20 protein-coding genes and 1 pseudogene are annotated in these 24,629 nt (G+C 68.0%); 7 read left to right on the forward strand and 14 right to left on the reverse strand.

All coding sequences use genetic code 11. From position 1 onward, the window contains the following. The 4 genes and pseudogenes from G3I78_RS36040 to G3I78_RS36055 form a co-directional block, all read right to left on the reverse strand. Positions 1 to 1,258, reverse strand: a pseudogene (locus tag G3I78_RS36040) (hypothetical protein); the annotation flags it as partial. A 158-nt stretch (positions 1,259 to 1,416) separates the two neighbouring features. Beyond that, a complete protein-coding gene (locus G3I78_RS36045; protein ID WP_164432615.1) occupies positions 1,417 to 1,827 on the reverse strand; it encodes a DUF6113 family protein in 411 nt (136 codons plus the stop codon). Beyond that, positions 1,827 to 2,681, reverse strand: coding sequence for an N-acetyl-1-D-myo-inositol-2-amino-2-deoxy-alpha-D-glucopyranoside deacetylase (gene mshB, locus G3I78_RS36050; protein WP_164432624.1), 855 nt, complete (start codon positions 2,679 to 2,681; stop codon positions 1,827 to 1,829). Before mshB ends, G3I78_RS36045 begins: the two co-directional genes overlap by 1 nt. A 43-nt stretch (positions 2,682 to 2,724) precedes the next feature. Continuing rightward, on the reverse strand, positions 2,725 to 2,919 hold the full coding sequence (locus tag G3I78_RS36055; RefSeq protein WP_164432626.1) for a hypothetical protein: 195 nt from the start codon (positions 2,917 to 2,919) through the stop codon (positions 2,725 to 2,727). Between the two features lie 188 nt (positions 2,920 to 3,107). On the opposite strand from G3I78_RS36055, the gene G3I78_RS36060 reads away from it, so the two are divergent. After that, positions 3,108 to 5,258, forward strand: coding sequence for a prolyl oligopeptidase family serine peptidase (locus tag G3I78_RS36060; RefSeq protein ID WP_164432628.1), 2,151 nt, complete (start codon positions 3,108 to 3,110; stop codon positions 5,256 to 5,258). A gap of 372 nt (positions 5,259 to 5,630) precedes the next feature. On the opposite strand, the gene G3I78_RS36065 is transcribed toward G3I78_RS36060, so the two are convergent. From G3I78_RS36065 to G3I78_RS36085, 5 genes are all read right to left on the reverse strand, one after another. Then, positions 5,631 to 6,668: a dipeptide ABC transporter ATP-binding protein gene (locus G3I78_RS36065; RefSeq protein ID WP_164432630.1), complete on the reverse strand. Its 1,038-nt coding sequence runs from the start codon at positions 6,666 to 6,668 to the stop codon at positions 5,631 to 5,633. Next, positions 6,661 to 7,635: an ABC transporter ATP-binding protein gene (locus G3I78_RS36070; protein WP_164432632.1), complete on the reverse strand. Its 975-nt coding sequence runs from the start codon at positions 7,633 to 7,635 to the stop codon at positions 6,661 to 6,663. Before G3I78_RS36070 ends, G3I78_RS36065 begins: the two co-directional genes overlap by 8 nt. 151 nt (positions 7,636 to 7,786) lie before the next feature. Beyond that, complete coding sequence (locus G3I78_RS36075) at positions 7,787 to 8,758, reverse strand: ABC transporter permease (RefSeq protein WP_164432634.1); 972 nt, start codon at positions 8,756 to 8,758, stop codon at positions 7,787 to 7,789. Beyond that, the gene (locus tag G3I78_RS36080) at positions 8,751 to 9,674 is read right to left on the reverse strand and encodes an ABC transporter permease (RefSeq protein ID WP_164432636.1); all 924 of its coding nucleotides are present in this window, start codon (positions 9,672 to 9,674) and stop codon (positions 8,751 to 8,753) included. The genes G3I78_RS36075 and G3I78_RS36080 overlap by 8 nt, the downstream gene beginning before the upstream one ends. Before the next feature lie 7 nt (positions 9,675 to 9,681). After that, positions 9,682 to 11,319 (reverse strand): ABC transporter substrate-binding protein, encoded by a 1,638-nt coding sequence (locus G3I78_RS36085; RefSeq protein ID WP_164432638.1) that lies wholly within the window; start codon positions 11,317 to 11,319, stop codon positions 9,682 to 9,684. A gap of 477 nt (positions 11,320 to 11,796) precedes the next feature. On the opposite strand from G3I78_RS36085, the gene G3I78_RS36090 reads away from it, so the two are divergent. The 5 genes from G3I78_RS36090 (at position 11,797) to G3I78_RS36110 (ending at position 17,902) form a co-directional block, all read left to right on the forward strand. After that, positions 11,797 to 12,786 (forward strand): ABC transporter permease, encoded by a 990-nt coding sequence (locus G3I78_RS36090; RefSeq protein ID WP_164432640.1) that lies wholly within the window; start codon positions 11,797 to 11,799, stop codon positions 12,784 to 12,786. Positions 12,787 to 12,868: 82 nt separating this feature from the next. Next, positions 12,869 to 14,635, forward strand: a complete 1,767-nt coding sequence (locus G3I78_RS36095; protein WP_164432642.1) for an ABC transporter substrate-binding protein — start codon at positions 12,869 to 12,871, stop codon at positions 14,633 to 14,635. A 123-nt stretch (positions 14,636 to 14,758) separates the two neighbouring features. Further along, on the forward strand, positions 14,759 to 15,739 hold the full coding sequence (locus tag G3I78_RS36100) for an ABC transporter permease (protein ID WP_164432644.1): 981 nt from the start codon (positions 14,759 to 14,761) through the stop codon (positions 15,737 to 15,739). Between the two features lie 52 nt (positions 15,740 to 15,791). After that, positions 15,792 to 16,829: an ABC transporter ATP-binding protein gene (locus tag G3I78_RS36105; protein WP_164432646.1), complete on the forward strand. Its 1,038-nt coding sequence runs from the start codon at positions 15,792 to 15,794 to the stop codon at positions 16,827 to 16,829. Positions 16,830 to 16,855: 26 nt separating this feature from the next. Continuing rightward, the gene (locus G3I78_RS36110) at positions 16,856 to 17,902 is read left to right on the forward strand and encodes a dipeptide ABC transporter ATP-binding protein (RefSeq protein WP_164432648.1); all 1,047 of its coding nucleotides are present in this window, start codon (positions 16,856 to 16,858) and stop codon (positions 17,900 to 17,902) included. A 129-nt stretch (positions 17,903 to 18,031) separates the two neighbouring features. On the opposite strand, the gene G3I78_RS36115 is transcribed toward G3I78_RS36110, so the two are convergent. Next, on the reverse strand, positions 18,032 to 18,535 hold the full coding sequence (locus tag G3I78_RS36115; RefSeq protein ID WP_164432650.1) for a DinB family protein: 504 nt from the start codon (positions 18,533 to 18,535) through the stop codon (positions 18,032 to 18,034). A 154-nt stretch (positions 18,536 to 18,689) separates the two neighbouring features. Between G3I78_RS36115 and G3I78_RS36120 the strand changes: the two genes are divergently transcribed. Beyond that, positions 18,690 to 19,421 (forward strand): class I SAM-dependent methyltransferase, encoded by a 732-nt coding sequence (locus G3I78_RS36120; RefSeq protein ID WP_164432652.1) that lies wholly within the window; start codon positions 18,690 to 18,692, stop codon positions 19,419 to 19,421. 73 nt (positions 19,422 to 19,494) lie between these two features. Here the strand turns inward: G3I78_RS36120 and G3I78_RS36125 are convergent, their stop codons facing one another. The 4 genes from G3I78_RS36125 to G3I78_RS36140 form a co-directional block, all read right to left on the reverse strand. Continuing rightward, positions 19,495 to 20,607: an oligopeptide/dipeptide ABC transporter ATP-binding protein gene (locus tag G3I78_RS36125; protein ID WP_164432654.1), complete on the reverse strand. Its 1,113-nt coding sequence runs from the start codon at positions 20,605 to 20,607 to the stop codon at positions 19,495 to 19,497. Between the two features lie 10 nt (positions 20,608 to 20,617). Further along, entirely contained in the window at positions 20,618 to 21,679 is a 1,062-nt protein-coding gene (locus G3I78_RS36130) for an ABC transporter ATP-binding protein (protein WP_164432656.1), read from the reverse strand. Between the two features lie 10 nt (positions 21,680 to 21,689). Beyond that, on the reverse strand, positions 21,690 to 22,667 hold the full coding sequence (locus G3I78_RS36135) for an ABC transporter permease (RefSeq protein ID WP_164432658.1): 978 nt from the start codon (positions 22,665 to 22,667) through the stop codon (positions 21,690 to 21,692). 104 nt (positions 22,668 to 22,771) lie between these two features. Then, a complete protein-coding gene (locus G3I78_RS36140) occupies positions 22,772 to 24,568 on the reverse strand; it encodes an ABC transporter substrate-binding protein (protein ID WP_164432660.1) in 1,797 nt (598 codons plus the stop codon). Positions 24,569 to 24,629: the final 61 nt, after the last annotated feature.

Consider the following 24,629-nt stretch of genomic DNA (forward strand, 5'->3'; position numbering starts at 1 on the left):
CGCCGGTGACGCCGAGTCCGCCCGGGCCGAGGGAACCGCCCGGGCCACGGGTGGCGCCGGGGCCGCGGGAACCGCCGGGGCCGCCCGGACGGGCCTGGCCGCCAGGTCCGTCGGGTCCACCAGGTCCACCTGGTGCTCCCTGGCCGCCGAAGCCGTCAGGGCCGTTGAAGGGTTCGCCGCCGAAGGACTCGGCCCTGGCGAAGGGGTCGGGGCCCGCGGGCGGTACGACCGGGCCGTCGCCGGTGACCGGGCCGCCGGTCGGGCCCGCGGGACCCTGGGCGCCGGACGGGCCGGGACCCTGCGGTCCGCCGAAGCCGCCGCCGTAGTCGATGCCGCCGCCCTGGCCGCCGTAGTCGATCCCGCCGCTCTGCCCGCCGGGGCCGGGCTGACCACCCGGACCGCCCTGCGTGCCGAAGCCGCTCTGCCCGCCCAGGCCGTCCTGACCGGGGAAGCCGCCCTGGCCGTTCAGGCCGTCGGGACCGCCGCCGTTCTCCGAGAAGTACGGGAGGTCGTCGCGGCGCGGTTCGCCGCCGCGCGGGCCGGCGTTCAGGGCCTCGGTGACGTCGAAGGAGCCGGTGCCGCCGCCGTGACCGGGGGCGACCGGACCGCCGGTGGCCCCGGGGAGCCCGGCGCCGTTGGTGGCACCCGGGCGTGAACCGCCCGGCACGCTCATGGAACCGACCACACCACCGGGCCGGCCGGTACCGGGACGCGCACCACCCGAGGTGGGCGCACCCGAGCCACCGTGCCGGGGACCGGACGCACCGGCGCCACCGGCGCCCCCACCGGCCGCACCCGTGCCCGCACCCGAACCACCCGGCAGACCAGCCCCGTTGGTGGCGCCACCGCCCGGACCGCCCTTGGCGGGGCCGGACTTGCGGGGCGCGAACCAGTCGCTCGTCTTCTCCTCGGCGGCGGGCGGCGCGGGTTCGGCGGGAAGCTCGACGGTGCCCGTGGTCGAGGAGGGACTCGGCGCGGACGGCTCGGCGTCCCTGCCTCTGTCCTCGGAACTCTCCGTCTCCCCCACGGGCTGACGCACGACGACCGGCGGAATGGGCCGGGATCCAGGGATGTTGATCCGGATCCGGGTCGTCAGCGTCGTCTCGGTCTTGCGCTCCTCCGGCTGCGCGCCCGAACGGCCCGCGTCCGGACCGCCGTCGGACACCTGGGGCGTCCCGTACGGCGGCGTACCCGAGGGGTAGGCGGCTCCGCCGCGCCCGTTGGGCCCGGAGGACGGACTGTCAGTTTCACGACTCAAGGCAGGTTCTCCCGATCGGCTCCGCCGCCCGTTTCGACCTCACTGCTTCGGGCGTCGGCGGCGCGCACCACCATACTGGCCACTTCTGGCCCGTATCCCACGACCGCTGGGGAAACCCACACGGGACTCGCACGCACGCGATGCGGAGAAGTGGTACGTCACTTGCCAAGTCGGACGGCGCCGCCGTCCGGTTGCCGCCCCGGTCCAAGGGTGGCGCAGATCACAGCAACCGCCATACCACCGAGCAGGAAGAGGTAGGAGCCGCTTCCCGCGGCGAAGACGAAGTCGCCTTCCGGGCGGCTGGCGGTGAGGAAGATGACGGCGAGCATCCAGCCGCCTGCGGGTGCCACGGCCCCGGCCCGGCTCGCGGCGGCCCGCGCCCCGCCGAGCAGCAGTCCGGCCTCGCCGAGCAGCGCGAGCAGCAGTCCGCCGGGGAACCAGCCGCTCTGCACGAGCGATCCGGCGAGCCCGACGACCGCGCCGAGCACGAGGAGTCCCAGGTAACCGGCGGCCCGGCCGGCGGAGGGGCGCTGGAGGGGCTGGGCCAGCATCGACGTACGGTCGCTCATCACGCGCCCTCGATCCCGGAGAACAGGTCGCTCTCCCTCGCGTCCCCGTGTTCCCCGCCCACCAACTCGTAGTACTCGGTGGTGAAGAGGGGTTGCGCGAGTTCGTTGGAGAGGACGAAGTACGACCCCGACACCTCCAGCTGGGTCGCGTGCGCCGCCATCGCGGCGCTCTTGGCGGCGGCGTACGCCGTGCCGTCGATCTCGGTGGTGATCAGCGCCTCCTCGACCACGCCCGGTACGTCGGCGAGGACGCCGGGCTTGTCGAAGGGAAGGCCGGGCAGTTCGTCGTGGAGACGGGCGAAGGCCTGCTCGCCGACCGGGCGCGGGACGCGGTTCCAGTAGACCTTCTCGATCCGCCAGCCCGCGTCGGCGGCGAGTTCGGCCGCGCGCATGGCGACGCGGTGGGCCTGGATGTGGTCGGGGTGGCCGTATCCGCCGTTGTCGTCGTAGGTGACGAGGACCTGGGGGCGGGTCTCCAGGATCACCTCGACGAGCAGCGCGGCCGCCTCGTCGACGTCGGCCTGCCAGAAGCACGACGGGTCGTCGTTCTCCGGGAGGCCCATCATTCCCGAGTCGTGGTAACGCCCGGCGCCGCCGAGCAGGCGGAAGTCCTCGACGCCGACCGCGCGCATGGCAGCGGTGAGCTCGCCCAGCCGGTGCGCGCCGAGGGCGGCACCGGTGAGATGGCGCAGCCCGGGCGGGATGACCTCGCCGAGCTCACCGAGGGTGCAGGTGACCAGGGTCACCCGGGCACCCTCGGCCGCGTACCTGGCCATGGTCGCGCCGTTGTTGATCGACTCGTCGTCCGGGTGCGCGTGCACCAGGAGGAGGCGTCGGGCGGGCTGTTCCGTCATGGCCCCACCCTACGAGGAGGCACTGACAGTCCCGCGCAGCCGGTCAGAACTTGATACTGCCGATCATGCCCGCGATGTTCGTCGTCAGCTCGCTGATCGTCGGGGCGATCGTCGAGGACGCGAGATAGAAGCCGAGCAGGACGCACACAGCCGCGTGCCCGCCCTTCAGACCTGACTTCTTGATCAGCAGGAAGACGATGATCGCCAGCAGCACCACCGCCGAAATCGAGAGTGCCACGGCGGCTCACCTCCAAAGAACCCAGGGACGTGGGGGGTCGGACGGGAACGGAACTATGGGGGCAGATAAATCCATACAGCAGCCAGCGGATTCTTACCCACTATGCGGTAGTGATCATAACTATCCGTGCCTGCGCATCCGTCGGCGCACGGCCGCACAAGGGGGCGCATGGCCAATATGGTCGGGGCATGACGACCGAGCCTGACTCCTTTCCCCGCCGGCACGCCCGTACCCAGCGCTTCACGCTCGGCGCGCCGCGCGCGTTCACCGTGGCGCCCGACGGGTCGCGTGTCGTGTTCCTGCGCTCGAACTCCGGCTCGGAGCGCGCCGGTTCGCTCTGGGTGCTGGACACCGGGGACGGCGGGGAGCGCGTGGCGGCGGACCCGCGCGCCCTCCTGGGCGGGGCCGTGGAGCACCTCTCGGCACAGGAGCGGGCCCGGCGCGAACGCAGCCGCGAGGGCGGCGCGGGGATCGTCGGCTACGCCACCGACAGCGCGGTCGAGTTGGCCTCTTTCGCGTTGTCAGGACGGCTTTTCACGGCGGAGCTGCGGGCCGGCACGGCACGTGAACTGCCGGTCCCCGGACCGGTGATCGACCCGCGCCCGGCCCCCGACGGGCGGCACGTCGCGTACGTCGTCCAGGGCACCCTCAGGGTCGTCGGGGCCGAGGGCGACGGCGACCGGCCCCTCGCCGCCCCGGAGTCGGATCAAGTCACCTACGGGCTCGCGGAGTTCGTCGCGGCCGAGGAGATGGGCCGGTCACGGGGTTTCTGGTGGGCGCCGGAATCGGACCGGCTGCTGGTCGCGCGCGTGGACGACACGCCGGTGCAGCGCTGGTGGATCTCCGACCCGGCCCGTCCGGAGCGTGATCCACAACACGTCCCGTACCCGGCGGCGGGCACTCCCAACGCGGACGTACGGCTCTTCGTGATCGGCCTCGACGGGACCCGCACGGAGGTCGCGTGGGACCGGCGGCGCTATCCGTATCTGGCGCATGTGCACTGGTCAGCGGCGGGTGCCCCGCTGCTGCTCGTACAGGCGCGCGACCAGCGCAGCCAGCTGTTCCTCGCGGTGGACCCGGAGACCGGCACGACCCGGATGGTGCACGCGGACGAAGATCCAATTTGGCTGGATCTTTTCCCTGGGGTGCCCTGCTGGAGCCCCGCGGGACGGCTCGTGCGGATCGCGGACGAGGGTGGCGCGCGGGTCCTCGCGGTGGGTGAACGCCCGCTGACCGGCCCGCAGTTGCACGTCCGCGCGGTCCTGGACGTCACCGAGGACGACGTGCTGGTCTCGGCGTCGGCCGGTGAGGAGGCCGAGTCCCCCGAGACCGGCGAGGTACACGTCTACCGGGTGAACGAGCTCGGAGTGGAGCGTGTGTCGCAGGAGCCAGGCGTGCACTCGGCGGTGCGCGCCGGGGGCGTGACCGTGCTGGTGTCCGCGAGCCTCGACCGGCCGGGTGCTCGAGCGCGGGTTCTGCGGGACGGGAAGGAGACGGCGACTGTCACGTCGTACGCCGAAGATCCCGGTTTGACCCCGCGCGTGACGCTCACCCAGGGGGGCGCACGGAAGATCCCGTGCGCCGTGCTTATGCCCCAGGACTACGCCGGTGACAGGCCCCTTCCGGTTTTGCTGGACCCGTACGGGGGTCCGCACGGTCAGCGGGTGGTCGCCGCGCACCATCCGCATCTGACCTCGCAGTGGTTCGCCGACCAGGGGTTCGCGGTGCTCGTGGCCGACGGCCGGGGCACCCCGGGGCACTCCCCCGCCTGGGAGAAGGCGGTCCGCGACGACCTCGCGGCGGTGGTCCTGGAGGACCAGGTCGACGCGCTCCACGCGCTCGCCGGGGACTTCCCGCTGGACCTCTCCCGGGTCGCGATCCGCGGCTGGTCCTTCGGCGGCTATCTGGCGGCCCTCGCGGTGCTGCGCCGCCCGGACGTCTTCCACGCGGCGGTGGTCGGCGCCCCGGTCACCGATCTGCGCCTGTACGACACCCACTACCAGGAGCGCTATCTCGGCCTCCCGGCCGAGCAGCCGGACGTCTACCGCCGCAACTCGCTCATCGACGACGAGGGTCTGGTCGACGCGGTCGAGCCGCACCGCCCGATGATGGTCATCCACGGCCTCGCGGACGACAACGTCGTGGTCGCCCACTCCCTGCGCCTCTCCTCGGCCCTGCTGGCCGCCGGCCGCCCGCACGAGGTGCTGCCCCTGTCGGGCGTGACCCACATGACCCCGCAGGAGACGGTCGCGGAGAACCTGCTGCGGCTTCAGCTGGACTTCCTGAAGCGGTCGTTGGGGCTGGGCCAGGGGGTGTCGTTCGGATCAGGCCGGCTGTGAGGAACGGTGCGTCCTGGCGGGCCCGAGCGGGGTCTGGTGCGTGCGGCTGCGAGGCGGAGGAGCCGTGTCGATCAGCCGCTGCCGCGGCGGGCGACGCGATGGGGCCCCTCCCGCGCGAGGTTGGTGCGAGCGTGGGGGAGTCGGCGAGTGACGACAACGCGGCTGGGGGTCCCCCGCGCCCTTGAGGCTGTGGGGGAGTGCGTGCCAGGGCCCGCGACGCCGGACTGATCCAAACGGCACCCCCTGGGGCGGTACGGGCAACGGGCCGGGAGACATGGCGCTCCCGGCCCGTTCACGGCACCCGCACGGCCGTACGTTGCAGAGCCTGGCGTGTCCGTATATCGGAACCGGGTCGGCCAAGTTGCCGCCGTGTTACTCCGTGGCCTCGGGCGGCACGACCTGCTTCTCCTCGGCGAAGTGGCAGGCGGAGTCGTGCGCGGCCGGTCCGCTCACCGAGCGGAACTCCGCCGGTACCGCCAGCAGCGGCACCTCCAGCGCGCAGCGCTCCTGGGCCTTCCAGCAGCGGGTGCGGAAGCGGCACCCGGACGGGACGTTCGTCGGGGACGGCACGTCACCCGCGAGGATGATCCGCTCCCGGTGCTCCCGCGCCTCCGGGTCGGGCACCGGCACGGCGGACAGCAGCGCCTGGGTGTAGGGGTGCGTCGGATGGTCGTAGATCTCGGCGTCCCTGCCGATCTCCACGATCCGCCCGAGGTACATCACCCCGACCCGGTCCGAGATGTGCCGGACGATCGACAGGTCGTGCGCGATGAAGAGGTACGACAGCTCGAACTCGCTCTGGAGCCGGTCCAGGAGGTTGATCACCTGGGCCTGGACGGAGACGTCGAGCGCGGAGACCGGTTCGTCGGCGACGATCACCTCGGGGCGCAGCGCCAACCCGCGCGCGATGCCGATGCGTTGGCGCTGTCCGCCGGAGAACTGGTGCGGATAGCGGTTGATGTACTCGGGGTTGAGGCCGACGACGTCCAGCAGGTCCTGGACCCGCTTGCGGCGGTCGCCCTTGGGGGCCACCTCGGGGTGGATGTCGTACGGCTCCCCGATGATGTCGCCCACCGTCATCCGGGGGTTGAGCGAGGTGTACGGGTCCTGGAAGACCATCTGGATGTTGCGGCGGACCGACTTGAGCGCCTTGCCGGACAGCTTGGTGATGTCCTCGCCCTTGTACCTGATCGACCCCTGCGTGGGCCGCTCCAGATTGACCAGCATCTTGGCGACGGTCGACTTGCCGCAGCCGGACTCCCCGACGATGCCGAGGGTCTCGCCCTTGTTGAGCGCGAAGTCCACGCCGTCGACGGCCTTGACGGCACCGATCTGCTTCTTGAACAGGATGCCCTGCGTCAACGGGTAGTGCTTGACCAGTCCACTCACTTCCAGGATCGGCTCAACCATTGAGGCACTCCGTCCAGAAGTGGCAGGCGCTGGTCCGTGTGTCGTCAACGTCGTACAGAGGTGGTACATCCGTCCGGCACACGTCTTGAGCCATCGGGCACCGGGGGTTGAACGCGCAACCCGGCGGGATGTTCATCAAGTTGGGCGGCAACCCCTTGATCGCGTACAGCTCCTGCCCCTTCTGGTCGAGACGGGGGATGGAGTCGAGGAGTCCGCGCGTGTAGGGGTGGGCGGGCGCCTTGTAGATGTCGTGCACGGGAGCCTGTTCGACGATCCGGCCCGCGTACATGACGGCGATGCGGTCAGCCACGTCCGCGACGACTCCGAGGTCGTGGGTGATGAGGATGAGCCCCATGTTGTACTCGCGCTGCAACTCGGCGAGCAGGTCCATCACCTGGGCCTGGACGGTGACGTCGAGGGCGGTGGTCGGTTCGTCGGCGATGATCAGCGCGGGTTCCAGGGCGAGGGCCATCGCGATCATGATGCGCTGGCGCATACCGCCGGAGAACTGGTGCGGGTAGTCCTTCACCCGCTCCTTGGCGGCCGGGATGCGGACGTGGTCCATCAGCTCGACGGCCTTGGCCCGCGCGTCCTTCTTGGACATCCCCCGGTGCACGACGAACATCTCACCGAGCTGGTCGCCGACGGAGAGCACCGGGTTGAGGGAGGACAGCGCGTCCTGGAAGATCATCGCCATCTCGGCGCCCCTGACCTTCCGCCGCTCCTCCTCCTTGAGCTTCAGCAGGTCCTGCCCCTGGAAGACGATCTCCCCGCCGGTGATCCTCCCGGGCGGCATGTCGAGAATCCCCATGATCGCCTGCGCGGTCACGGACTTCCCCGACCCGGACTCCCCCAGCACCGCGAGCGTCTCCCCCGCGTCCACGCCGTAGGCGACCCCGTTGACCGCCTTGGCTACGCCGTCCCGGGTCCGGAACTCCACGTGCAGGTCACGTACCTCTAGCAGCATGAGGGGGCCCACCTCGGCTTCGGGATTGGGTTGTTGATCGTCTGCTGCGCCGTCGCGGCTGGTCGCGCAGTTCCCCGCGCCCCTGAAAACGCTGCGGACACCGCAACCTGCAAAGCACCCCGTCTCGGCATCCTCGAACAGCTCACCCCGCTCACCTCAGCTTCGGGTCGAGGGCGTCGCGGACCGCGTCGCCGAGCATGATGAAGGCGAGGACCGTGATCGCTAGGGCGCCGGCCGGCCAGAGGAGCATGTGGGGGGCGTTGCGGATGTAGGCGGAGGCCGCCGAGATGTCGATGCCCCAGCTGACGGTGGGTGGTTTCAGGCCCACGCCGAGGTAGGACAGGGTCGCTTCCAGGGAGATGTAGGTGCCGAGGGCGATCGTGGCCACGACGATCACCGGGGCGATCGCGTTCGGGGTGATGTGGCGCAGCAGGAGGCGGGAGTTGGAGGCACCGAGGGCCCGCGCCGCCTGCACGTAGTCGTTCTGTTTGGCGGTGATCACCGAGCCGCGCGCGATCCGGGAGATCTGCGGCCAGCCCAGCAGCACCATGAAGCCGATCACCGGCCAGACCGTGCTGCTGGTGACCACGGAGAGCAGGACCAGGCCGCCCAGGACCACCGGGATCGCGAAGAAGATGTCGGTCACACGGGACAGGAGTGAGTCCCAGAAGCCGCCGAAGAAGCCGGCGAGGCCGCCGAGCACCGACCCGAGGATCGCCACCCCGAGCGTGGCGCAGACGCCGACCGTCACCGACGTACGGGCGCCGTACACGGTGCGCGTGTAGACGTCGCAGCCCTGACCGTCGTAGCCGAAGGGATGGCCCGGCTGGGAGCCCTCCTGGGCCTTGGCGAGGTCGCACTTGAGCGGGTTGCCGGAGGCGATCAGCGACGGCCACAGGGAGATGACGACCAGGAAGAGGATCACCAGTCCCGAGAGGATGAAGACGGGGTTGCGGCGCAGGTCGCGCCAGGCGTCGGACCACAGGGAGCGGGGCCTGCCCGAGGGGCCGGAGCCGTCCGGGCGGCCTCCCTCCAGTGTGGTCGCCTCGCTCACGGCGAGGTCCATCGCGCCGCCCATGCCGGTCGCGGCGATCGCTCCCTCTGGTTCCTGGGGCTCAGGCATAGCGGATCCTGGGGTCGAGGACGGCGTACAGCAGGTCGACGAGCAGGTTGGCCACCAGGAAGACCAGGACGAGGACGGTCACGAAGCCGACCACGGTCTGGGTGTTCTGGCGCAGGATGCCCTGGTAGAGCTGGAAGCCGACACCGTGGATGTTGAAGATCCGCTCGGTGACGATCGCGCCGCCCATCAGGGCGCCGATGTCGGTGCCGATGAAGGTGACCACGGGGATCAGCGAGTTGCGCAGGAGATGCCGGGTGATCACCCGGTGTCTCGGCAGCCCCTTCGCCACGGCCGTGCGGACGTAGTCGGAGCGCCGGTTCTCCGCGATCGACGTCCGGGTCAGCCGGGTCACGTACGCCAGCGACACGGACGCGAGGACCAGGCCCGGCACGATCAGCTCGCCGAACGTGGCGTCCGAGGACACCGACGGCTTGATCCAGCCCCACTCGACACCGAGCAGCAGCTGGAGCAGCAGACCGGTGACGAAGGTGGGGATGGAGATCACCACGAGGGTGAGCAGCAGGACCGTGGTGTCCACCGGCCGCCCGCGCTTGAGGCCGGTGACGACACCGAGGGAGATGCCGACGACGATCTCGATGAGGATCGCGACGATCGTCAGCCGGATGGTCACGGGGAACGCGGTCGACATCAGCTCGGTGACCTTCTGGCCGTTGAACGCGGTGCCGAAGTCGCCGGTGAAGACGTTCCCCATGTAGGTCAGGTATTGCTGCCAGACCGGCTTGTCGAGGCCGAACTCCCGCTTGAGCTGGGCGGCCGTCGCCGCGTCGCACTGCTTGTCGCCGCACAGGCCCGCGATGGGGTCGCCCATCACGTTCACCATGAGGAAGATCAGCAGCGTCGACCCGACGAACACCGGGATCATCTGGAGCAGGCGCCGGACGACGTACCGTCCCATGGCAGGCTCAGCCGACCTTGATCTCGTTGTAGACGGGGACGCTGAACGGGTTGAGCTTCACGTTGGAGAGCCGCTCCGAGTAACCCGCGCTGCCGTTCTGGTACCAGAGCGGGATGGCGCCCATGTTGTCCCGCAGGACCTTCTCGGCGTCCTGGAACTTCTCGACGGCCTTGCCGGTGTCGGTCTCGGCGTTCGCCTCGTCGACGAGCTTGTCGAAGTCCTTGTTGGACCACTTGCCGTCGTTGGAGGAGGCGTTGGTGTAGTAGAGCGGCTGGAGGAAGTTCTGGATGAGCGGGTAGTCCATCTGCCAGCCGGCGCGGAAGGGGCCGCTCATCTTCTTCGCGGTGATCTGGCTGCGGAAGTCGGCGAAGGTGCCGACCGGGTTGCCGACGCAGGCCTTGTCGTTGTCGAGCGCGTTGTTGATGGAGTTGCAGACCGCGTCGACCCACTCCTTGTGGGAGCCGGTGTCCGCGTTGTACGTGATCTTGACCTGGCCGCCGGGGAGCCCGCCGCCCTCCTCGATCAGCTTCTTGGCCGCGTCGGGGTCGTACTCGCAGGCGTCCCCGCACAGGCCGTCCTTGAAGCCGCCCTCCTCGCCGAGGACCGGGGAGGTCCAGTCGGTGGCGGGGGTGCGGGTCTTCTGGAAGATCGTCTCGGTGATCTGCTTGCGGTTGATCGCCCGGGAGAGTCCGGTGCGGACCTTCTCCATCCCGGCCGCGTTCCAGTTCTTGTCGTAGAACGGGAAGGCGAGGGTCTGGATGATGCCGGCGGGGGTGTTGATGTACCGGTCGCCGAGGTCGTTCTTGACGTTCTTGAGCTGGGCCGCCGGGACGTCGTCGACCAGGTCGAGGTTGCCGGCCATGAGGTCGGTGTAGGCGGTGTTGTTGTCGGTGTAGACCTTGAGGGTCACGCCGCCGTTCTGGGCCTTGTCCTCGCCGGGGTAGGCGTCCCACTTCCGCAGGGCCATCTGGGAGCCCTTGGTGTACGACTCGATGGTGTACGGCCCGTTGCCGACCGGCTTCTTCAGCCAGCCCGCGTGGTCGGTGAAGAAGGCCTGCGGGAGCGGGGCGTAGGCGGGGTAGCCGAGGGTGTCGGGGAAGGTCGAGAACTTCTGGTTGAGCTTGACGGTGAAGGTTCTCGGTCCGGTGACCTTCAGTCCGGAGAGGGTGTCGGCGGTCTGCTTGCTGCCGTCCTCGGGGTGCGTCTTGTCGTACCCGTCGATGTAGCCGAAGAAGTACGCGTTCTTCTGGTTGTTCTTGAGGGAGGCGCCGTAGTTCCAGGCGTCCACGAAGGACTTCGCGGTGACCTTCTCGCCGTTGCTGAAGGTCCAGCCGTCCTTGACCGTGATCGTGAAGTTCTGCGAGTCGGTCGTGTCGATCTTCTCGGCGAGCATGTCCTCGGCCTTGCCCGTCTCCGGGTCGTACCGCTTCAGGCTGCGGAAGATCATGTCGAGGACCTTGCCGCCCTGCACCTCGTTGGTGTTGGCCGGCTCCAGCGGGTTCTGCGGGTCGCCCCATGAGGAGCTGAGCACCGCGCTGCTGTCCCCGCTGCCGCCGCTGTCGCTGTCCCCACCGCCGCATGCCGTCGCCGCGAGGGCTACGGCCACCGCGCATGCGGCCCATTTGGCGTGCGTGGCTCCACGCATGGAGTGCCTCCTCAAGACTGATCCGTTAACGGCCAATATCAGCTGAAGAGGCGCATATCGCACATGGGCCCGTCCTTTGGGGGGACGAGCGGGACCCGGTTGGAGTAGATCTTCGTTGTAGGGCGCAATGGATCTTCACCAGCCGATGCCAAACCGTTGGAATAGGTCCTTCCGGTGTACGCATTTCGACACTGGAGCGTCCGCATAACGAACTCATTGACCGATAAGCCCAGTTGGTCCGATGTAAGACACAGCACGATCACGAGGCGCTACACGCGTAGCTACGGAAGGGTCAAGAACAAGCAAAGAAGGTAAAGAGAAACCCAAGCCGGACCAGAATTTATTGACCTTGAATGAATTGCGTTGAAAAAGTCCGGCGTAGCCCGTAGGGGAGTGCCCTGCGGAGTCATCAAGACCCTCCCTTGGGCCAGGAGCACCATGACCCCCCCAACTCCATCGGCGGCTGCCCCGCTTGAGGTGGCTGACGAGAGTGCCGAGAAGTCGATCACTTCTCCCACTCCCAAGGCCAACGAGAGCCGCTCACCCGGGCAGCTCGCATGGCGCCGGTTCAAACGCGACCGTACGGGCGTCATATCCGCGTACATCGTGATCTTCTTCTTCGTGGTCGCGCTGTGCGCGCCGCTGATCGCCAAGCTCTACGGCAAGAACCCGTACACCACGTACGGGCTGAACACGCCAGGACTCCTGGGGGACAACAGCTTCCCGGTGGGGCCCAACGGCGGCATGAGCGGCGAGTTCTGGTTCGGCATCGACCCCCAGCTCGGCCGCGACGTCTTCACCTTCCTGCTCTACGCGATCCGCAACTCGCTGCTCATCGCCACCGCCATCACGGCTCTCGTCGTGATCCTGGGTGTCGTGATCGGCGTGACGGCCGGGTACATCGGCGGCAAGACCGACTGGTTCCTCGGCCGGGTGATCGACATCCTGCTGGCCTTCCCGTCGCAGCTGTTCTTCGTGGCGTTCACGCCCGTGGTCATCGCGCTGTTCGTGTCCTCGGACGAGAACACGCCGACCTGGCTCACGGTCGCCTGCCTCATCGGCCTGCTCACCGCCTTCGGCTGGGCCTCCATCGCGCGACTGCTGCGCGGCCAGGTACTGGCCCTGCGCGAGCGCGAGTTCGTCGAGGCCGCCAAGGTCACCGGCGCCTCCCCGGCACGCATCATCTTCAAGGAGCTGCTGCCGAACCTGTGGACGCCGATCCTCATCCAGGCGACGCTCAACCTCCCGCTCATGGTCACCACCGAGGCGGGCCTCGCCTACCTGGGTGTCGGCCTCCAGGACCCGACCCCCGACTGGGGCGTCATGATCGGTTACGCCGCGCAGTTCTACCAGGACGACATCACCCTCCTGCTCTTCCCCGGCGTGTCCATGGTGGTCTTCGTGCTGGCGTTCAACCTCCTCGGCGACTCGGTGCGGGACGCGCTCGACCCGAAGACCAAGCGCTGACACTCCGGCTTCTCAGGACCACGGCAAAGACGCCGGGGTGCCGGAACCTCTCTCATCAACTCACTTCCTAGGCAGGCTTGCGATGTCCTTCTCGCGCAGAAACTTCCTGATAGCCACCGGCGTCGTCGCCGCGTCGAGCTCCGTGCTCTCCGCGTGCAGCAGCGGTGACACCACCAGCAGCTCCGGCTCCGGCGGGAAGCAGCAGGCCGCCAAGGCCGACGCGACCGTGGTCAAGATCGGTACCGCGGAGGACTCCAAGGGCCCGGCCCCCGAGGTCTCCGGCGCGAAGAAGGGCGGCAAGGTCTCCCTCCTCAACGACGACGACTTCTCGCACCTCGACCCGCAGCGCATCTACTACGCCTGGAACTCGCTGGCGGCGATCGTCCTCTCCCGCACGCTGACCGGTTACAAGATCGCCGACGACGGTTCGATGACCCTCGTCGGCGACCTCGCCACCGACACGGGCACCATGAAGGACGCCGGCAAGACCTGGTCCTTCACCCTGAAGGACGGCGTCAAGTGGGAGGACGGCTCCGACGTCACCGTCGACGACGTCCGCCACGGCTTCGAGCGCGCCTTCGCCAGCTACATCACCGAGGGCGCCATGTACGTCCAGACGTGGCTGACCGGCAGCCAGGACTACCGCAAGTCCTACTCCGGCCCCTACAGCGGCAAGCACCTGAAGTCGATCGAGACCAGCGGCAAGACGATCACGTTCCACCTCGCCGAGGCCCGTCCCGACTTCAACTACGTTCTCGCGATGCAGTCCTACGCGCCGACCCCGGTGAAGAAGGACACGAAGCAGAACTACGACAAGAAGCCGGTCTCCAACGGCCCGTACAAGATCAAGACCCACGTCACCGACAAGTCGATGACGCTGGTCCGCAACGAGCACTGGGACGCGGCGACGGACCCGATCCGCAACGCCTACCCGGACGAGTTCGACTTCACCTTCGGCATCGAGGCCCTGACCGCGGCCGACCGTCTGCTCGCCGACTCGGGCCCGGACCAGTACGCCGTCTCGTGGCGCACGATCCCGGTCGAGCGGGTCGCGAAGGCGCAGGCGCAGGCCAAGGACCGTATCTTCTCGGGTCTGAGCAGCGGCGTCAGCGTCTACTGGATCAACACCACCCGCGTCGCGGACAAGTCGGTCCGTGAGGCCATCATCAAGGCCTGGCCGACCGCCAGCATCCGCCAGCTCCAGGGTGGCGCCAACCGCGGTGACTACGCGACCGGCATCATGAGCCCGCTCGTCGCCGGCTACGAGTCGCAGGACGTCTGGGGCAAGCTGAAGAACCCGGCGGGCGACCCGGCCGCCGCGAAGAAGATCCTGGAGAAGGCCGGCAAGACCGGCACCAAGATCGTCTACGCGTACCAGAACGACCCGACCAACGCCAAGGTCAAGGTCGTCGTCGAGAACGCCCTGAAGGCGGCCGGCTTCGACGTCGTCACCAAGCCCGTCGACTCCACCACCTGGTACGACGAGACCGGCAAGGTCGGCAACCCGTTCGACATCTACTGGGGTGGCTGGTCCTCCGACTGGCCGACCGGTTACTCGGTCTTCCAGCCGCTGTTCGACAGCAAGGCGATCGCCGACGGCGGCTCGAACTACTCGCACCTGAAGGACACCTCGGTCGACGCCGCCATCAAGGCCGCCACCGCCGAGACCGACCAGGACAAGGCCAACAAGATGTGGGCGGCCCTGGACAAGCAGGTCACCGAGACCGCGGCGTTCATCCCCGACGTCTACATGCGCCGGATCTACCTGCACGGCTCCAAGCTCGGCAACGTGAAGATGGACCCGAACTTCGACGGTTGCATGCTCTACAAGATGTACGTCAAGGCCTGATCCATTCCCTGAGCGGTGGGGGCGGCCACAGCCGCCCCCACCCTCGGCTCTCGTCCTCCGTGCCGCCGGCCACCCCGGCCCGGCCCGATCCGCACGACGGCCCTCCCAGGAAAGCCAACCCCCATGCTTCGCTTCCTCGTCCGCCGACTCCTCGGCGCCGTGATCACGCTGCTGATCATCAGTGCGGTCACGTTCATGCTCTTCTACGCGGTGCCGCGCGACCCGGCCCGGATGGCGTGCGGCAAGCTGTGCACGCCGGAGACGCTTGAGCTCATCCGCCACAACATGGGGATCTCGGACTCGCTGCCGGTGCAGTACTGGCACTGGCTGTCGGGCATCTTCCTGGGCCGTGAATACCCTGGCTTCGGGCACTGCAACGCGCCTTGCCTCGGCTACTCGTTCGTGAACCGGGAGCCGGTCCTGTCGACGGTCATGGACCGCTTCCCGACGACCTTCTCGCTGGCCATCGGCGCATCCGTGGTCTTCGTCGTCTTCGGTGTCGGCATGGGCATGCTGGCGGCCGTGAAGCAGGGCCGCGCGACCGACAAGATCGCCTCCAGCGCCTCGCTGGTCGCCTCGTCCATGCAGATCTACTTCGTCGGCACGCTGGCCATGTACCTCTTCGTGTACCAGTGGAAGATCATGGGCCAGCCGTCGTACACGCCCTTCACCGAGAACCCGGGCGCCTGGTTCGGCGGGCTGCTGCTCCCCTGGCTGGTGCTCGCCCTGATCTTCACCGCGAACTACACCCGCATGACGCGCTCCCAGATGGTCGAGACGCTCAGCGAGGACTACGTCCGTACGGCCCGGGCCAAGGGGCTCTCCCGGCGCACGGTCTTCTTCCGGTTCGCCTGGCGCGGCGCGATGGGGCCGATCGTCACGATCTTCGGCATCGACCTGGGCGCCCTCCTCGGCGGCGCGATGATCACCGAGAAGACCTTCAGCGTCCAGGGCGTCGGCCTGCTCGCCGTGAAGTCCGTCTTCACCAGCGACCTGCCGATGCTGCTGGGCATCATGGTCCTCACCGCGTCCTTCGTGGTGATCGCCAACATCGTCGTCGACGCCGTGTACGCCCTGATCGACCCGCGTATCCGCCTCGCGTGACCCAGCCCGCCCCGACCAGCTACCCCGCATCACCCCCCTCTGGAGCGTCCCCGTGACGAGCACCGATCAGCAGCCCTTCCTGTCCGTCAAGGACCTGAAGGTGCACTTCTCGACCGAGGACGGCACCGTCAAGGCCGTCGACGGTCTCTCCTTCGACCTCGCGCGCGGCAAGACGCTGGGCATCGTGGGTGAGTCGGGGTCCGGCAAGTCGGTCACCAACCTGACCATCCTGGGGCTGCACAACCCGGACAGCACCACGGTCGAGGGCACCATCGTCCTCGACGGCGAGGAGCTGAACGGCGCTCCGGAGAAGACCCTGGAGAAGCTCCGCGGCAACAAGATGTCGATGATCTTCCAGGACGCGCTGGCCTCGCTGTCGCCGTACCACACCATCGGCAAGCAGATCGGCGAGACCTACCGCAAGCACACGGGCTGCTCCAAGCAGGAGGCCCGGGCGCGGTCGATCGAGATGCTGAAGCGGGTCGGGATCCCCCAGCCGGAGACCCGGGTGGACGACTACCCGCACCAGTTCTCCGGCGGTATGCGCCAGCGCGCGATGATCGCGATGGCCCTGGTCTGCGACCCCGAGCTGCTGATCGCCGACGAGCCGACCACGGCCCTCGACGTGACGGTCCAGGCGCAGATCATGGACCTGCTGAAGGACCTCCAGAAGGAGTTCGGCACCGCGATCATCTTCATCACCCACGACCTGGGCGTGATCGCGGACATCGCCGACGAGGTGCTGGTGATGTACGGCGGCCGGTGTGTGGAGCGGGGCACCAAGGAGGAGGTGCTGCGCGACCCGCAGCACCCCTACACCTGGGGCCTGCTGAGCTCGATGCCGAGCCTGGACCACCCGGTGGACGTGCCGCTCAACCCGATCCCCGGCTCGCCGCCCTCGCTGCTGAACCCGCCGTCGGGTTGCCGCTTCCACCCGCGCTGCGCGTTCGCGGAGAAGGTCGAGGGGGGTCTCTGCTCCACCGAGCAGCCGATCCTCCAGATCGTGGACGGACGCGGCAACGCCTGCCACCTGACCGCCGAACAGCGCGGTGAGTACTTCTCCGACCTCGCCGGCAGCGCGGCGAACTGACGTACAAGAGACGGGATTTCACCACCATGAGCAGCACCACTCCCCTCCTGGACGTCTCCGGGCTCACCAAACACTTCCCGATCAAGGGCGGGTTCCCGATCCGCCGTACGATCGGGGCCGTGCAGGCGGTCGACGGGCTGGACTTCCAGGTCAGCGAGGGCGAGAGCCTGGGCCTGGTCGGCGAGTCCGGCTGTGGCAAGTCCACGACGGGCCGGCTGATCACGCGTCTGCTGGAGCCGACGGGCGGCAAGATCTCCTACCGCGGCCAGGACATCTCGCACGCGAACCGGCGGCAGCTCGCGCCGATCCGCTCCGAGATCCAGATGATCTTCCAGGACCCGTACGCGTCCCTGAACCCCCGCCAGACGGTCGGCAAGATCATTGCGGGTCCGATGGAGATCAACGACATCAACCCGGAGGGCGGTCGCGAGAAGCGGGTCCGTGAACTCCTGGAGATCGTCGGCCTGAACCCCGAGCACTTCAACCGCTTCCCGCACGAGTTCTCCGGCGGCCAGCGCCAACGCATCGGCGTGGCACGGGCGCTGGCCCTCAACCCCAAGCTGATCGTCGCCGACGAGCCGGTCTCCGCGCTCGACGTCTCCATCCAGGCGCAGGTCGTCAACCTGCTCCAGAAGGTGCAGCGCGAGCTCGGTATCGCGTTCGTCTTCATCGCCCACGACCTGGCCGTAGTGAGGCACTTCTCACAGCGTGTAGCGGTCATGTATCTCGGTAAGATCATGGAGATCGCCGACCGCGACGACCTGTACGAGAACCCGCGCCACCCCTATACGCGGGCCCTGCTGTCCGCCGTACCCGAGGCCACGGTGGACGACGCTCCCGCCCGCGAGCGCATCCGGCTCCAGGGCGATGTGCCGTCCCCGATCAACCCGCCCTCCGGCTGCCGTTTCCGCACGCGCTGCTGGAAGGCGACGGACAAGTGCGCGAGCGAGGCTCCCCCGCTGGTCCAGGTCGAGGGCAACAAGCCCGGCCACCTCACGGCCTGCCACTACCCCGAGACGGCGGACACCGTTCCCGGCCCGCGTCTCTCCAAGGACCCCCGGGCGGCGGCCTGACACACCCCTTTTCGTCAGCCGTCTCCCTCAAGGAGCGGACTTTCTCGGCCCATTGACCCGAGCCCATGAATGTCCGATCCAGGGGAACGAAGGCCCGCACCCTCCCAGGTGCGGGCCTTCTTCATGCGGTTACGCGCCGGTGGTGCCGTCCAGCAGTTCGCGTACGACGTCCAGGTGGCCGTTGTGGCGGGAGGTCTCCTCGACGAGGTGGAGGAGGATCCAGCGCAGGTCGGGCCGGCGCCCATCGCGGATCGGGGTCTTCGCGGGGGTGTCCAGGCCGTGGGCGGCGACCAACTCGCGGTAGCGGGCGGATTGTTCGGCGTACTCGTCGAGCAGCCGCGGGAGCGGGAAGTCCACGGCGACGCGCATCTCGCGGTCGGGGTCCTCGTCGGTCCACGGGCCCTGGTCCTCCTCGCCGAGGAACACCACCTGGAACCAGTAGTACTCGACCCACCGGAGATGGTTGATCAGCCCGCTCATCGTCATCAGCGGTGAGCCCGGCAGGGGTGCCTCGCGGGCGTGTTCGGCGGAGACCCCCTCGCACTTGGCGCGGGCCGTGTCACGGGCGTAGTCGAGGAAGGTGGTCAGCTGGGAGCGCTCGTCCCAGGCGGGAGGAGTATCGGTGCGTGTCATCGCGGGGAGTCTCCCCGGCCGTCCCCGCGGTGTCGACCGAATTACCGGCCCGCAGGACCGCGGTTCCGCGCGGTGCGGCAACTCGCGTTTCTCACATGCTGGTTGATCCAGCGATCCGGGTATCCGGGGCAGTCCCGTGTGACAGACTGCCGCGATGGTCGATCGGTCGTTCGGGGATCCCTCGCTCGCCGCGTTGTACGACGGGTTGCATCCGTGGGGGGCCGGGGACGAGTTCTGTCTCGGCTATGTGCAGGGGGCCGAGTCGGTGCTGGACGTCGGCTGCGGTACCGGGCGGCTGCTGCGGCGGGCCCGCGCGGAAGGGCACCGGGGCCGGCTGACCGGACTCGACCCGGCGGCGGCCATGCTGGTGCGGGCGCGGTGGGGCGAGCCGTCCGTGGAGTGGGTGCTCGGGGATCTGCGCAGCCAGGTGTGGGACCGGGAGTTCGACCTGGTCGTGATGACCGGCCATGTCTTCCAAGTGCTCGTCGGGGAAGAGGAGTTGAAGACCGCCCTGCACGCGGTGCGGGCCGCCCTCGGACCCTGCGGACGCTTCGTGTTCGAGACCCCCAATCCGGCGGCCCGGGTGTGGGAGACCTGGACGCCGGAGCGGGTGCGGGAGGTCCCCGACGTGGACGGGAGCGCCGTACGGACCTGGCGTGAGGTCGACCAGCCGGTCCTCGGCGACCGCGTCACCTTCACCGAGACCTTCCTCAGCCCGCGCTGGTACCGGGTCAGCCGCTCCACCCTGCGCTTCCCCGACGCGGACACCGTCTCCCGGCTCCTCGCCGGAGCGGGCCTCACGGTCGTCGAACGCTACGGCGACTGGGGCCGGGGTCCGTGCACCCACACGAGCCCCGAGATCATCACCGTCGCCGCGCCTGTCTGAGCCCCGGGTCGGCCCTGAGGAAAACCGCCGGGCCGGCCCGCAGGTGCGACAAGTCGCCCTGACTCCGGCTCTCCTACCCCACGCCCTCTTCCAACGCCGCCAGCGCCGGATCCATCACGATGTCCTCGTCCCTGGCCTCGGTCGTCGGGTCCTCCGGAAAGTGGCAAGCAGTGAGATGTCCGTCGCGGTTGCCGGCGAGTTGGACCAGCGGGGGCTCGTCCGTCGCGCACTTGTCCTGCGCCTTCCAGCAGCGGGTGCGGAACCGGCAGCCGGAAGGCGGATGGATGGGCGACGGGACGTCGCCGGACAATCGGATCCGCTCTCTGTCCGCCACGGCGCCCTCGACGGGAACCTCAGGCACCGCGGAGAGAAGGGCGTGCGTGTACGGGTGGCGGGGACGTGCGTAGATGGAGTCCCGATCCCCGACCTCGATCACCTTGCCGAGGTACATGACCGCGACGCGCTGCGAGAAGTGCCGTACGACTGCCAGGTCGTGAGCGATGAAGAGGAAGGCGATGCCCATCTCCTCCTGAACCTTCTGGAGGAGATTCACGACCTGCGCCTGGATCGAGACGTCGAGGGCGGAAACCGGCTCGTCGGCGACGATCAGCTTGGGGCTCAGAGCCAACGCCCGTGCCACGCCGATACGTTGACGCTGACCGCCGGAGAACTCGTGCGGAAAGCGGTTGAAGTGCTCGGGATTGAGCCCGACCAGCTCCAGCAGCTCCCTGACCTTCCTCTCACGGCCGCCCTCCGGGTTGATCCCGTTGACCTCCATCGGCGACTTGATGATGGTGCCGACGGTCTGTCGTGGATTCAGGGACGAGTACGGGTCCTGGAAGATCATCTGGATCTCGGAGCGCACTGGGGCCAGTTGCCGACGCGAGGCGTGGCTGATGTCCCGGTCCTGGTAGACGACCTTCCCGCTGGTCGGCTCCAGCAGCCGCGTGATCAGTCGTCCGGTGGTCGACTTACCGCACCCGGACTCGCCCACCAGGCCGACGCTCTCCCCCACGCCGACAGTCAGGTCGATGCCGTCCACGGCCTGAACGGCACCGACCCTGCGTTTGATGGGGAATCCGCCGTAGATCGGGAAGTGCTTCGTCAGACCCTCGACCTTGAGAAGCGTCTCAGCCGGCGTGTCCGAGGCGTTCTGCTGTGCGGGCAGGGTGAGGTTGTCACTCATGTCTCGGTTCCTAGCGCAGCCGGGGCTGGATCTGGTCGACAAAGATGGACTGCTTCTGTTCCGCAGTCAGATGGCAAGCCGCCGCGCGTCCCTGGGGAAGCGACGGACGCTCCGTGACGCAGCGCTCGCCGCCCACCTCACCGGTGAAGGCACAGCGCGGATGAAAGGGACAGCCCGAGGGCGGGTTGAGCAGACTGGGCGGGGATCCGGCAATCGGTGTGAGTGCCTGGCTGGTGTCGCCGCCGAGTCGCGGCATGGAGCTCAACAGGCCCCAGGTGTAGGGGTGTCGGGGCCTATGCAGCACCTCGTCGACACTGCCGCGTTCCACGGCCCGGCCCGAGTACATCACCAGCAGGTCGTCGGCCATGTCCGCGATGACACCCAGGTCGTGGGTGATGAAGATGATCGCGGAGCCGAACTCCCGCTGGAGATCCTTGAGCAGGTCGAGAATCTGCGCCTGGACGGTCACGTCGAGAGCGGTCGTCGGCTCGTCCGCGATCAGCAGATCAGGGTCGCAGATCAGCGCCATGGCGATCATCGCGCGCTGGCGCATACCGCCGGAGAACTGGTGGGGGTAGTCGTCCACGCGTCGCTCGGGTTGCGGGATACCGACCTTGGCCAGCATCTCGATCGCCCGATTCTTCGCCGCCTTCTTGGAGGCACCGGTGTGCTTCATGAACGGCTCGGCGATCTGCCGGCCCACTGTGTAGTAAGGCGAAAGCGCCGTCAGGGGGTCCTGGAAAATCATGGCGACCTTATTGCCTCGGAGTTTCTCCATCTCCTTCTCGGTCGCGGTGACGAGCTCCTGCCCCTCCAGGACGATCTCACCGTCGACGGTGGTGGTCATGGGGTTGTGCAGGCCGAGGACGGTCAGGTTGGTCACGGATTTCCCGGACCCCGATTCGCCCACTATGCCCAGGGTCTTGCCTCGCTCGACATCGAAGGACAGCCCGTCGACCGCCTTCACGATGCCATCCTCGGTCGAGAACTGCACCCGCAGATCGCGGACCGAGAGGAAGGCCTGTGGCCCGGTCGTGGGCCTTTCACCTTCGGTCTTGGCCAGTGTGCTCACGGTTGTTCTCCTAGCTGAGGCGTACGCGGGGGTCGATATAGGCATAAGCGATGTCCACAACGATGTTCAGGAGCAAGATGAAGAAGGCTCCGAACAACATCACGCCCATGGTCAGCGGCAGGTCCTTGGACAGTGAGGAGTTCACCGCCAGTCGGCCGAGACCGGCCAGGTCGAAGGTGAACTCGGTGACCACCGCACCCGACAGGAGCGCGCTGAGGTCCATTCCGATGATGGTCACGATCGGGATCAACGAACCTCGCCAGGCGTAGCGGAAGAACACGTACCGCTGCGCCATGCCCTTCGCACGGGCGGTACGCACATGCTCCTCCTGGAGCTGCTCGATCATGGTGGAACGAGCCATACGCGTGTACTGCGCGGTGAAGATCGTGGCCATCACCGCCCAGGGCAGCAGAAGCCCGATGAACCAGCCGCCCGGATCCTCGGTGAACGGTACGTACTTGGGGTTCTCCATCCAGCCGGTGCTGTAGACGAAGAGCCCGAGGACGATCGGTCCGAGCAGGTAGATCTGGAAGGAGCTGATCACCACGGAGGCGCCGGTGACGGTCTTGTCGACCGCGCTCCCGCGCTTCCAGGCCGCGATCATGCCGGTACCCAGGCCGAACAGAAGGAAGATGACCAGACCGCCGATGGTCAGCGAGAGCGTCAGCGGGAACCGGTCGATGATGGAATCCCAGACGAAGTCGCCGGACTCGAAGGAGACACCGAGACAGGGCGCCGAGCAGTGTCCGACGGGAAAGTCCCGGCCGACGACGATGCCGCTCATGAACTGCCAGAACTGCGTACTGATGGGCTTGTCGAGCCCCAGGTTCTCCCGGATGACCGCGAGGTTCTCCGGGGAGCAGTTCTTGCCACAGGACAGCGCGGCGAAGTCCTGTGGGACTGTGTAGAACAGGAAGAACGTGAAGGCACCGATCAGGAACATGATCACGGCGGCGCCTGTCAGCCTGCGAACGAGGAACTGAAGCATGGCGGGTCGGATGCTCTCTTCGAGGAACGGCGGCAGGAGGGGGCGACGTGGCGGGGGTGCGCTCCGCCTGACGCGCACCCCCGCTGCTCAGCCGAGACGCGGTGTTACGGCTTGACCAGGTACAGACGGTTGATGTCGAGGTAGTTCGAGTTGGTGCTGTACCGCGCGCCACCGATGTTCGACCCGTACAGCTGGATCTGCTTGGAGTAGTAGACCGGAGCAGCCGGGTTGATCTCCTCCACGAGACGGTGGTGGGCCTCTTCCCACTTCGCCGCGGCCTGCTCGGGCTGCAGCTTCAGAGCCTCCTGGATCAGGGCGTCGACCTTGGCGTCCTTGACGTGCGAGTAGTTCGACCCGCCGTCCGAGACCAGGCTGCCGTCATACACCGGAGTGACGACCGTGGACGGGGAGGCCCAGTCCTGACCCCAGCCGGTCATGTAGAGGTCGTACGGGTTGTTCAGCTTGCCGATCTGCTCGTAGAAGCTGGCGCGGTCGATCTCCTTCGACTGGACGTCGAAGCCGAGCTTCTCCAGAGCGTCCTTGATGATGACGGCCTGGGCCTGGCCACGCGGGCTGTTGGAGTAGGCGTAAGTGATCTTGGTGCCGTCCTTGAAGCCCGCCTCCTTCAGTAGTTCCTTGGCCTTGGCCGGGTTGCCGTTCGGGGTCTTCTTCTTGCCGAACGGGTCGTAGCTGTCGTCGTAGCCCGGCAGGGTCGGGGCGAACAGGCCGCCAGCCAGCTCACCGCCGTACTTGCCGCCGTCGGCCTGGATCATGGCCTGGTTCGGGATCGCGTACGTGATGGCGTCGCGAATCTTCTTGTCCTTCATCCGGTCCAGGTTGAAGGACATCTGCCAGACGTACGGCTGGTAGCCCTTGATCGTGCGCTTGTTGGTCGCCGGGTTGCCCACGACGTCCTGGATCTGCGCGGGGTCCACACTGTCGGTGAACTGGATGGCGTTCTTGGCTTCGCCCTGGTCGGCGATCAGGCGCTTGGTCTGGCTGGCCTGGTCGATCGTCAGGCTGAAGTTGAACCCGTCGGCGTACTGGTGACGCACGGCGTCGGTCTTCGGGTCCCACTGGTCGTTCTTGACCAGGGTCAGCGACTTGCCGGCCTTGTATTCGGCGATCTTGTACGGCCCGAGCGCCTTCGGTGCCTTGTCGTACTTCTCCTTCGTGTCGTCCTTGGCCGGCACGATGGCGTATCCCGCCATGGCCAGGGCCTGCGGGAGGTCCGGCCGCGGGGTGTCGAATTTGAAGATGACGGTCTTCGCGTCCGGGGTCTGCAACACCGAGTCGGGCAGGTGCTTGCCCTTGTACGGGCCGTCCGGGAGCGCCTTGCGGTAGTCGGAGCCGGAGAGCCAGCTCTGCACGAAGCTGGGGCCGTCGAAGATGACCTTCGAGTACAGCCGCTCGATGGAATGGCGGACGTCGGACGAGGTGACGGGGTTGCCGTCCTGGTCCTTGATGCCGTCCTTGAGGGTGTACTTCCAGGTCTTGCCGCCGTCGGTCGTCTGACCGGCGTCGGTGGCGACGTCACCGACGACCGTGAGGTTGCCCTTGTCGTCCTCCTGATAGTCCGTGAGTCCACGGTGTATCAGGTTGGAGAACTGGCCTGCGTCGCTGACGTAGATCTGGCCCGGATCCATGTGCGTCAGGTCCGACTGCATGTAGACGTTGATGACGCCGCCCGACTTGGCACCGGGCACCTCCGCCGCCGGTCCGGTCGAAGTGGCCGCGTTGGCGTACGCAACCGGCTTCGACTGCTCCGCAGCGTCACCCTTGCTCTTCGACTCGTCCTTGGCGTTTCCCCCACCGTTGTCGGAACAGCCGGTCAGGGCCAGGGCGCCAGCCGCTATCGCGACCACCATGGCACGCGCTCTGCGCGATCGGATGGGCTTCATGATGCTTGATGCACCTACCTGTCGGTTGTGATCCATATGAACTGACTGACGCGCACGGTGT

Source organism: Streptomyces sp. SID13726 (genome assembly GCF_010548375.1).
Lineage (GTDB): Bacteria > Actinomycetota > Actinomycetes > Streptomycetales > Streptomycetaceae > Streptomyces.

Excerpts from the sequence above, each read along its gene's own strand:
- G3I78_RS36045 (WP_164432615.1), bottom strand. The coding sequence starts at position 1,827 with ATGAGCGACCGTACGTCGATGCTGGCCCAGCCCCTCCAGCGCCCCTCC.
- mshB (WP_164432624.1), bottom strand. The coding sequence starts at position 2,681 with ATGACGGAACAGCCCGCCCGACGCCTCCTCCTGGTGCACGCGCACCCG.
- G3I78_RS36060 (WP_164432628.1), top strand. The coding sequence starts at position 3,108 with ATGACGACCGAGCCTGACTCCTTTCCCCGCCGGCACGCCCGTACCCAG.
- G3I78_RS36065 (WP_164432630.1), bottom strand. The coding sequence starts at position 6,668 with ATGGTTGAGCCGATCCTGGAAGTGAGTGGACTGGTCAAGCACTACCCG.
- G3I78_RS36070 (WP_164432632.1), bottom strand. The coding sequence starts at position 7,635 with ATGCTGCTAGAGGTACGTGACCTGCACGTGGAGTTCCGGACCCGGGAC.
- G3I78_RS36075 (WP_164432634.1), bottom strand. The coding sequence starts at position 8,758 with ATGCCTGAGCCCCAGGAACCAGAGGGAGCGATCGCCGCGACCGGCATG.
- G3I78_RS36080 (WP_164432636.1), bottom strand. The coding sequence starts at position 9,674 with ATGGGACGGTACGTCGTCCGGCGCCTGCTCCAGATGATCCCGGTGTTC.
- G3I78_RS36085 (WP_164432638.1), bottom strand. The coding sequence starts at position 11,319 with ATGCGTGGAGCCACGCACGCCAAATGGGCCGCATGCGCGGTGGCCGTA.
- G3I78_RS36095 (WP_164432642.1), top strand. The coding sequence starts at position 12,869 with ATGTCCTTCTCGCGCAGAAACTTCCTGATAGCCACCGGCGTCGTCGCC.
- G3I78_RS36100 (WP_164432644.1), top strand. The coding sequence starts at position 14,759 with ATGCTTCGCTTCCTCGTCCGCCGACTCCTCGGCGCCGTGATCACGCTG.
- G3I78_RS36110 (WP_164432648.1), top strand. The coding sequence starts at position 16,856 with ATGAGCAGCACCACTCCCCTCCTGGACGTCTCCGGGCTCACCAAACAC.
- G3I78_RS36115 (WP_164432650.1), bottom strand. The coding sequence starts at position 18,535 with ATGACACGCACCGATACTCCTCCCGCCTGGGACGAGCGCTCCCAGCTG.
- G3I78_RS36120 (WP_164432652.1), top strand. The coding sequence starts at position 18,690 with ATGGTCGATCGGTCGTTCGGGGATCCCTCGCTCGCCGCGTTGTACGAC.
- G3I78_RS36125 (WP_164432654.1), bottom strand. The coding sequence starts at position 20,607 with ATGAGTGACAACCTCACCCTGCCCGCACAGCAGAACGCCTCGGACACG.
- G3I78_RS36135 (WP_164432658.1), bottom strand. The coding sequence starts at position 22,667 with ATGCTTCAGTTCCTCGTTCGCAGGCTGACAGGCGCCGCCGTGATCATG.
- G3I78_RS36140 (WP_164432660.1), bottom strand. The coding sequence starts at position 24,568 with ATGAAGCCCATCCGATCGCGCAGAGCGCGTGCCATGGTGGTCGCGATA.